This is a genomic window from Lactobacillus sp. HMSC08B12, from assembly GCF_001808415.1.
Classification (GTDB): domain Bacteria; phylum Bacillota; class Bacilli; order Lactobacillales; family Lactobacillaceae; genus Lactobacillus; species Lactobacillus delbrueckii.
In genome coordinates, this window is sequence record NZ_KV793103.1 from 1224 (window position 1) to 9391 (window position 8168).

7 protein-coding genes and 5 tRNA genes (1 of these 12 only partly in view) are annotated in these 8168 nt (G+C 48.6%); 2 read left to right on the forward strand and 10 right to left on the reverse strand.

Translation table 11 applies throughout. The features are described 5' to 3' along the window. From HMPREF3168_RS00975 to argF, 9 genes are all read right to left on the reverse strand, one after another. Positions 1–29, reverse strand: a tRNA-OTHER gene (locus HMPREF3168_RS00975) (it extends 49 nt beyond the left edge of the window). 4 nt (positions 30–33) lie between these two features. Then, positions 34–106: transfer RNA gene (locus tag HMPREF3168_RS00980), tRNA-Thr, on the reverse strand. An 11-nt stretch (positions 107–117) separates the two neighbouring features. Next, a tRNA-Leu gene (locus HMPREF3168_RS00985) sits at positions 118–199 on the reverse strand. Between the two features lie 12 nt (positions 200–211). Beyond that, positions 212–284: transfer RNA gene (locus tag HMPREF3168_RS00990), tRNA-Lys, on the reverse strand. A gap of 2 nt (positions 285–286) precedes the next feature. After that, positions 287–359, reverse strand: a tRNA-Val gene (locus HMPREF3168_RS00995). A 158-nt stretch (positions 360–517) separates the two neighbouring features. Beyond that, the gene (locus tag HMPREF3168_RS01000) at positions 518–1945 is read right to left on the reverse strand and encodes a basic amino acid/polyamine antiporter (protein WP_070488023.1); all 1428 of its coding nucleotides are present in this window, start codon (positions 1943–1945) and stop codon (positions 518–520) included. A gap of 100 nt (positions 1946–2045) precedes the next feature. Next, complete coding sequence (arcA, locus tag HMPREF3168_RS01005; protein WP_070488025.1) at positions 2046–3269, reverse strand: arginine deiminase; 1224 nt, start codon at positions 3267–3269, stop codon at positions 2046–2048. A 163-nt stretch (positions 3270–3432) separates the two neighbouring features. After that, on the reverse strand, positions 3433–4362 hold the full coding sequence (gene arcC / locus HMPREF3168_RS01010; protein ID WP_003612280.1) for a carbamate kinase: 930 nt from the start codon (positions 4360–4362) through the stop codon (positions 3433–3435). An 18-nt stretch (positions 4363–4380) separates the two neighbouring features. Next, entirely contained in the window at positions 4381–5382 is a 1002-nt protein-coding gene (gene argF, locus HMPREF3168_RS01015) for an ornithine carbamoyltransferase (RefSeq protein ID WP_003612285.1), read from the reverse strand. A gap of 307 nt (positions 5383–5689) precedes the next feature. Here argF and HMPREF3168_RS01020 point away from each other — a divergent pair, with 307 nt between their 5' ends. Together HMPREF3168_RS01020 and HMPREF3168_RS01025 are read left to right on the forward strand one after the other, a co-directional pair. Beyond that, positions 5690–6559, forward strand: a complete 870-nt coding sequence (locus HMPREF3168_RS01020; RefSeq protein ID WP_070488027.1) for a DNA-binding domain-containing protein — start codon at positions 5690–5692, stop codon at positions 6557–6559. A 75-nt stretch (positions 6560–6634) separates the two neighbouring features. Beyond that, the gene (locus HMPREF3168_RS01025) at positions 6635–7354 is read left to right on the forward strand and encodes a B3/B4 domain-containing protein (protein WP_035185710.1); all 720 of its coding nucleotides are present in this window, start codon (positions 6635–6637) and stop codon (positions 7352–7354) included. 78 nt (positions 7355–7432) lie between these two features. Here HMPREF3168_RS01025 and HMPREF3168_RS01030 read toward each other — a convergent pair whose 3' ends face one another. Further along, entirely contained in the window at positions 7433–8083 is a 651-nt protein-coding gene (locus tag HMPREF3168_RS01030) for an amidohydrolase family protein (protein WP_338323548.1), read from the reverse strand. Between the last annotated feature and the right edge of the window lie 85 nt (positions 8084–8168).

The following is an 8168-nucleotide window of genomic DNA, read 5'->3' on the forward strand; positions in this document are numbered from 1 at the left end:
GTGATGTTCTACCACTGAACTACTTCCGCACAATGCCGATTATACGACTTGAACGTACGACCCCCTGTTTACAAGACAGGTGCTCTACCAACTGAGCTAAATCGGCATGATATAAAATACGGGTGGCGGGACTTGAACCCGCACGTCCGAAAACACTAGAACCTAAATCTAGCGCGTCTGCCAATTCCGCCACACCCGCAGATCGGGGCCATGAGTCGTGAGGGACTTGAACCCTCGACCCTCTGATTAAAAGTCAGATGCTCTACCGACTGAGCTAACGACTCGATGGAGGATACAGGGCTCGAACCTGTGACCCTCTGCTTGTAAGGCAGATGCTCTACCAGCTGAGCTAATCCTCCATATGACTAGTTTACGGCATAGGCCGTAAGCACAAATATTAGTATATCGTATTCAGCCAGGAATGCAAGTCTTTTTTGCCTTTTTTATTTTGAAAAAGCAAGGCGAAACACAAAAAAACAGCGGAAAACCGCTGTTTTGGGAAAGATTTTAAAATCAATTACATAATGTTGATCTTCTTATTGGCAATCAGCACGATAGACAGAACACAGAGAATTGCAATAAAGATAAAGGTGATCTTTTCGTTCTTGTTGAGCTTTCTGCCTTGTTCACGGACGCCTTGGTAATAAACGATCAGGCCTGGGATGTAACTCAAGGAAACAGCCAAGACTGATTGCCAGCCAGCCAAAATCATGCACATGAATTGGAAGAGGGCTGCCAATAACCCGTAGGTCCATTGAGTCCATTCCTTGTGTTCACGGCTGAACTTCATTTGGTACAAGCCGACAAACAGGTATGAGAACAAGATGGCACTTGAAGCCAAAGTGTAACAGAATTCGTAAGCCTTGTTAGTGAAGAGCAAGGAGAAGAGGAAAATTGTCTGCAGGATAGCAGTAGTGAACAGGGCGTCGGTTGGCGCCTTCTTGCTGTTCAGCTTGCCCCAGAACTTAGGAGCAGCACCGTCTTCAGCGATCAAAAGCATGGTTTCTGCTGGCAGCATGGTCCATGACAGCCAGGAAACGATAGTGGAAATGATCAAACCAATGTTGATAATCATCATGCCCCAGTCGCCGATGATCATCTTCAAGTCGTTACCCAAAGCTGGTTGTGCAGCGCTGGCCAATTGGGCCCGGGTAAGTGCGCCGTATGGCAGGATTGAAATCAGCATGTAAAAGACCAAAAGCAGAACGAAACCAAGCATGGTTGCTTGTTGCGCTTCCTTCAGGCTCTTGGCACGTGACCCCATGACTGAGGCCCCTTCAACACCGATAAATACCCAGATCAGGGTCATCAAAGTCCCCTTCATCTGTGGCCAAAGGCCGCCAGTAGTGATCCCCTTGGACAGGTTGTTGGCAACTCTGCCCCAGAAGTCAGCGGTGAACATCCCGCCCTTGAAGGAAACGATGCAGATGATAACAAACATAATCAATGGCACAACCTTGCAGAAAGTACCGATCGTGTTAACGAATGAGGCACTTTCAACACCGTTGTTAACCAAGAAGGTCAAGGCCCAGCAGAAGATGATGGCCACGATGATTGAAGGCAGGTTTGAACCGCCCTTGAAGACCGGAATAAAGGTCCCGATCGCGCTCATCAGCATAGTCGCGAAGGCCAAGTTGCCCAGCCAGGCACTCATCCAGTAGGCCCAGCCGGAAATGAATTCGCCCAGAGGGCCATAGCCGGCCCCGGCGTAAGCGAAGATACCACCCTTAAGATCGGATCTCTTCTCAGTCAAATTGTTCAATGACAGAACAAGCATCAAGAAACCAAAGCCGACCAGCAGCCAGGACAAAATCGCGGGCCCTGGAGCGGCAGATTGGGCAATGGAACTGGTAATGCCGAAGATCCCAGTCCCAATGGAGGAACTGACGATCAAAGCGGTCAGGCCGACAAGGCCTATCCCTTTTTTGTTTACTTTCTCTTCCATGATTTTTACCTCCCAAATACTCTTTCCACCTAAAAAGGCGGAGATAGTCTAAACCCTTGAGCGATAGACCAGCTCCGCGATTTTAGGATCTTAAAACCAATTAGATGTCTTCACGAACAATTGGGCAAGACATGCAACGTGGACCACCACGGCCTCTTGACAATTCGCTTGAGCGAACTTCGTGAACGAGAATCCCGTGTTCTCTCAGCAAAGCGTTGGAGACGTAGTTTCTGTTGTAAGTTACAACTTCACCTGGAGCGATTGCCAAAGTGTTTGAACCGTCGTTCCATTGTTCACGCGGAGCTACGATTGGGTCACCGTTACCAGTTGGGATCAAGTCGATTTCTGACTTGCCCAGTGCCTTCTTCAGCACTTCCTTGATGTCAGTGTGGTGTTCGAAGGTTACTTCGCCCTCCTTGCCTGGGTGCAGTACCCAGTTGTCAACCTTGCCATCTTCAGTCAAGATGTCCGGGTGAACAGTGAATTGGTCGTAGTTGATCATGGTGAACACCGTGTCAAGGTGCATCATCGCGTGGTTGTGCGGAATTGAGATGGCAATTACAGTGTCGTAGTCAGAGTTTGCGAACAAGCTCTTAGCGATGTCTTGAATTGCGTCAGCAGTAGTCCGTTGTGAAATACCGATTGCTACTACGTGGTCGCTCAATACCAGTTCGTCACCACCTTCGATATGGCTTGCGTGGTTTCTGTCACGCCATACCTTAACCTTGCCTGCAAAGCGAGCGTTGTACTTCAAGATGTATTCAGTGATCATTGATTCACGCTGACGAGCTGGGAAAGTCATCTTGTTGACTGACATCCCGTCGCCGATTGAAGCTTGCGGGTCACGGGTGAAGTAAGCGTTTGGAAGTGGATCCATCAAGAATGGCCATTCAGTGTTTTCGGACACTGCAGCCAAGTCAAGGATAGTCAATTCCAGGTCGTCTTTGCGGATACCTTCGTAGATTCTGGTTACCAGTTCAGCTGGAGTCAGAGCCTTCAAATATTCAACCAAAGCGTCATGGGTTACGCCGGCAACAAAGCCTGCTTCAACAACTTGTCTTTCAATGAATTCGTTTCTGACAGCTTCGTCTGCCAAAGCTTCAGCAGCCAGGTCTTCGGTGTAGATAACTTCGGCACCATTGTCGCGCAGAGTTTGTGCGAAGAAGTCGTGTTCTTCTTGCGCGATTGGCAGGTATGGAATGTCGTCAAACAAGAGACGTTCCATTGAATCCGGCGTGATGTTTTCGATTTCGCGCCCTGGCCTGTGCAGCATAACTGTCTTCAACTTACCAATTTCTGAAGTTACATGAATAGGACTTGTCATAATCTTTACACTCCTATAATTGCTAATTTACCTAATATCCTAATGATTTGTGTGGTTATAAATCGTCAAGTCAACCTACTAACGACTTAACTAACTAGTTGTTCGTAATTTTTAAAGAGAGATTTTCATACTAAAATTTAAAACGGTCGATGAGCTGACGAGCTTATGCGTGGATAACAGTCCCCAACTGTCCAGCAAGAGCAGCGTCTAAGCCTGACAGAGAAGTAATGATGGCTTCTCTTTCCGGGTGGCCTTCAACGAATGACATGCAGGCTTGAACCTTAGGAAGCATGCTGCCGGCCGCGAATTGACCTTCGTCAATGTACTTCTTGGCTTCTTCAACAGAGATGTCTTCCAAGTTCTTTTGGTCTGGCTTGTTGAAGTTAATGGCTACGTAGTCAACAGCGGTCAAAATGATCAGCTTGTCCGCGCCAACATTGTCTGCCAACAATGCGCTGGAGCGGTCCTTGTCGATAACGGCTGGCACGCCCCTGAGCCCTTCTTCGGTCTCAACTACAGGCACCCCGCCGCCACCACCGGCGATAACGAGTTCATTTGCTTCAATCAAGGTCTTGATGCTGTTCAATTCAACGATTCTCTTTGGGGTCGGTGAAGGAACAACCTGCCGCCAGCCGCGCCCAGCGTCTTCCTTGAAGATGTAGCCCTTGTCTTCGGCGATTGAGTTGGCTTCTTCCTTAGTGTAGAAGGCCCCAATCGGCTTAGTTGGGTTTTGGAAGGCGGTGTCAGCCGGGTCAACAACGATCTGCGTTACGATGGTTGCCACATCCTTGGTCATGCCGCGCTTGCGGAGTTCGTTTTGCAGGCTTTGCTGCAGATGATAGCCAATGTAGCCCTGGCTCATTGCCCCGCATTCAGGGAATGGGAAGGCAGCGCTTTGGCCGTGTTCAGCAGCGTAGCTCATGCCCAGGTTGATTTGTCCAACTTGCGGACCATTGCCGTGGCTGATAACTACTTCGTTGCCGGCGCTGATCAAACCGATCAGTGAGGAAGCTGTGTTCTTAACCAATTCCAATTGTTCGGCTGGTGACTTGCCGAGGGCGTTACCGCCCAATGCTACAACAACTTTTGACATAAGAGCACCTCTTCTTGATTAGTCGCCCAAGGTAGCAACCATGACAGCCTTGATAGTGTGCATTCTGTTTTCAGCTTCACGGAAGACAACTGAGTGCTTGCTTTCGAAGACTTCGTCAGTTACTTCAAGTTCCTTCAAGCCAAACTTTTCGTAAACTTCACGGCCAACTTCAGTTTCCAGGTTGTGGAAGGCTGGCAGGCAGTGTTCGAAGATAACGTTAGGGTTTTCAGTAGCCTTAAGAACGTCCATGGTGATTTGGTATGGTGAAAGCAATTCGATCCGCTTCTTCCACTTGTCGTCGGATTCACCCATTGATACCCAAACGTCGCCGTAGATTACGTCCATGCCCTTAACGCCTTCCTTAATGTCGTTTGAAACAACGATCTTGGCGCCAGTGTCCTTAGCGATTGCGTTAGCCTTTGCCAAAGTTTCTTCACTTGGGTTCAGTTCTGGAGGAGTTACAACGTGGTATTCCATACCCATAACTGCGGCACCCAGCATCAAAGCGTTGGATACGTTGTCGTGACCGTCACCAACAAAGGCAAACTTGATGTCCTTGTATTCTTTCTTCAAAACTTCCTTAGCAGTCAAGAAGTCAGCCAGGACTTGAGTTGGGTGGTCAGCGTCAGTCAAACCGTTCCAAACTGGGACACCGGAGTACTTAGCCAAAGTTTCAGCTGCTTCTTGTGAGAAGCCACGGAATTCGATACCATCGAACATGCCGCCCAATACGCGAGCAGTGTCCTTAACTGATTCCTTGTGGCCGAAGTGTGAGCCGCTTGGCCCAAGGTAAGTTACGTGAGCGCCTTGATCGTGGGCACCAACTTCGAATGAACAACGGGTTCTGGTTGAGTCCTTTTCGAAGATCAAAGCAATGTTCTTGCCCTTCAAGCGAGGTTGTTCAACACCAGCGTACTTGTCCTTCTTCAGTTGTTCTGCCAAGTCAAGCAGGTATTCCATTTCACGAGTGTTAAAGTCTGCGAGAGTCAAGTAACTGCGGTTGCGTAAATTAAAAGCCATGATAGCTTCCTCCTGTTTTCTATTGTTTTGTGTTTTTCACTTGTTTACGATTATTATTATAGAAAGCGTTTTCAGAAAACAACGACAAAAACCAAAAAGATTTACCAAAAAAATCAGCAATCAATTAATTAGTTTTTCTAAACTGTATAATCGAATTTTTTAAATGAATAGAAGGCCGCTTATACGGCCCTTTGGGTACTTTTCCCCCGTTTATACACTTTTTTATATTAAGCTGCCTTTGTGTTAAAATAGAAGCATTGACTCAGCTAACTTCAATTTACTTCAAAAATGAAGAGAAAATGCAAAAATGCACTTTTATATCACAAACAAAAGCACCAAGAACTTACAACTAATTAGTGACGCCCTGGAGCGGAACTTCGAAAACATCATCGTGGGCCGGTCAACTGATGCCCAAAGGACCTTCGATGATCTCCGCCAGCTCAGAGTTGACGTATTGGTGGTCGACTATGACCTGGCTCCTTTTGACGGCCTGGCTCTCTTAAGGCGGCTCAAGCAGGCCAACATCTTGCCCCGGGTGATCATGACGGCCAATACGCCGTCAGAATCCGTGATTACGGCTGCCTACCAGAACGGCTGCGATTTTTTTATCCACCACCAGCTCAATTCTGAAGAGATTGCCCATATTTCCAAAATCATCAGCACAACCCTGCAGCTTTTGAGCAACATGCGGGTGATTAGCGAGCTCTCCGGCAGCTTGAACAATCCATATGGCCGCCAGCAAACCACCCACCGCCAGCAGATCGACCATGTTACCGACACCCTGCGCTTTTTGGGCATTGCATCAGAAAAAGGCTATGATGACATCATGAAAATTATCCGCTTGATGGTCGACAAGGATATGAGCTTTGACCAGATTGACCTGGAAGAAAGCTTCGGCATCAGCAGCCGGGAGAAAAAGGTCATCTACCAGCGGATCCGCCGGACCCTGCACATCGGGATCGTCAACCTGGCCACCATGTGCATCGACTACCCGGACAACGAAATGCTGCTGGACTATGCCAACAACCTCTTTGAATACCAGAACATCCACGTGGAAATGCAGCACCAAAACGGCAAGGAGCTGGAGCGGGGGCAGATTTCCCTGCAGCACTTTTTTGACGGCCTCCTTCAGGAAAGCTACCGGGTCAAGCGGGACAGCAACAATGAGCTCTGGTAAGGAGCTTTCTGCTTGTAGTACAATTGGATAGTAAAGAAAGAACTTATCTCTTTTATATATAAAGAAAGGCACAACATGTTAGAAAAAGTTACCGTTGACCCAAGTTTTTGGGAACTCTTCCCTGACGCGCAAGTAAACATCATGCTCGTCAGCGGCATCGACAACCATGACACTGATGACAATTTGGCCTGCCGGCGCAAGCTGCTCAGAGAAGGCAGCGACAAGGCGGAAGACTTCCTGGGTGCTGCGGCTTTTGCCAAGAACCCAGTTGTTGCTGAATGGCGGCAAGCCTACCAGCAATTCAAAAAGAAGAAAGGCGTCCGGGCTTCCATCGAAGCGCTCTTGAAGCGGATCGACAAGGGCGAGGACTTGCACCCGATTTCACCATTGGTTGACGTCTACAATTCAGTTTCCCTGGCTCATGGTGTCCCAATCGGCATCGAAGACCAAGATAAATTGGCCGGCACCATGCACCTGGGCCAAGTCCACGAAGGCCTGCCCTTCCAGCCGGTCGGCGCTGACAAGGACGAACCGACCCTTGAAGGGGAAGTTGCCTGGTATGACGATCAAGGTGCCGTTTGCCGCTGCCTCAACTGGCGGGATGCCCAAAGAACCATGCTGGATGAAGATTCAACTAAGGGCGTAATCGTAATTGAATCAGTCAACGCTGACCAGGCCCAGCGAGCTAACGAAGCCATGAGCGACTTGGAAGAGCTTTTGGAAGAATTTTTCGGCATCAAGCCGGACAAGTCTGTGGTCTTGACCAAGGACGCGCCAAGCGTGGACGTTGACTAAAAAACTATCAACAAGTTTTCCACAAGCAAAAAGTCTTACCCGTCATAGGTAAGACTTTTTTCGATTGACTAAAATATTTTACTTCTTTTCCTGGCTCCAGACCTTTTCTCCGCCAATCCAAGTCGACGCCGGCTTGACCTTGGCTAAGTCCTCTGCCTTTTGACTGAAGATGTCTCTTTCCAAGATAACAAAGTCGGCGTCCTTGCCCGGGATCAAGATTCCGTTATTGACGAAGCCGCCCATCTTGGCCGCGTCTCTGGTATAAGCCAGGATGGCCCGGACTACTGGGATACCTTCATCTTCATTAATAAAACCGCCTGCTGCCGTGTGCCGGGTCACTGCCGCGTAGATTCCGTAAAAAGGACTGTCCGGTTCCGCCCATGGGGTGCATGGGGCATCAGAACTGAGGCTGAAAAGAATATTTTCTTTGTCTAAGCTCTTGATCCGGTAGGCCATTTTTAGCTGGTCCGCTGACAAAAACTGCCGGTAGGAATCTTCTTCGGCGAAGAAGAAGATCGGCTGGGTGGAAACAGCCAGTCCAATTTTTGCCCCCTTCAGCTCCTTGAGCATGGAGTCGGATAAAAGTGAAGCGTGCTCGATTCTGACTGACGGCTGACCTTCAAGCCAAGGATCCAGATCCTGGCAAACGTCGATCACCCGCTGAATGGCCGCGTCGCCCATGGCGTGAACCGCGACCTGCAGCTTATTTTCTCGGGCATAAGCGATAATCTACTCAGAAAGCAGACAAATAACAGTAAAAATTAGGCAAATAGAAAATAAAACAAGAAAACAAAAAGAGCCAGACTTCCGTCTG

Excerpts from the sequence above, each read along its gene's own strand:
- HMPREF3168_RS01000 (WP_070488023.1), bottom strand. The coding sequence starts at position 1,945 with ATGGAAGAGAAAGTAAACAAAAAAGGGATAGGCCTTGTCGGCCTGACC.
- arcA (WP_070488025.1), bottom strand. The coding sequence starts at position 3,269 with ATGACAAGTCCTATTCATGTAACTTCAGAAATTGGTAAGTTGAAGACA.
- arcC (WP_003612280.1), bottom strand. The coding sequence starts at position 4,362 with ATGTCAAAAGTTGTTGTAGCATTGGGCGGTAACGCCCTCGGCAAGTCA.
- argF (WP_003612285.1), bottom strand. The coding sequence starts at position 5,382 with ATGGCTTTTAATTTACGCAACCGCAGTTACTTGACTCTCGCAGACTTT.
- HMPREF3168_RS01020 (WP_070488027.1), top strand. The coding sequence starts at position 5,690 with ATGCACTTTTATATCACAAACAAAAGCACCAAGAACTTACAACTAATT.
- HMPREF3168_RS01025 (WP_035185710.1), top strand. The coding sequence starts at position 6,635 with ATGTTAGAAAAAGTTACCGTTGACCCAAGTTTTTGGGAACTCTTCCCT.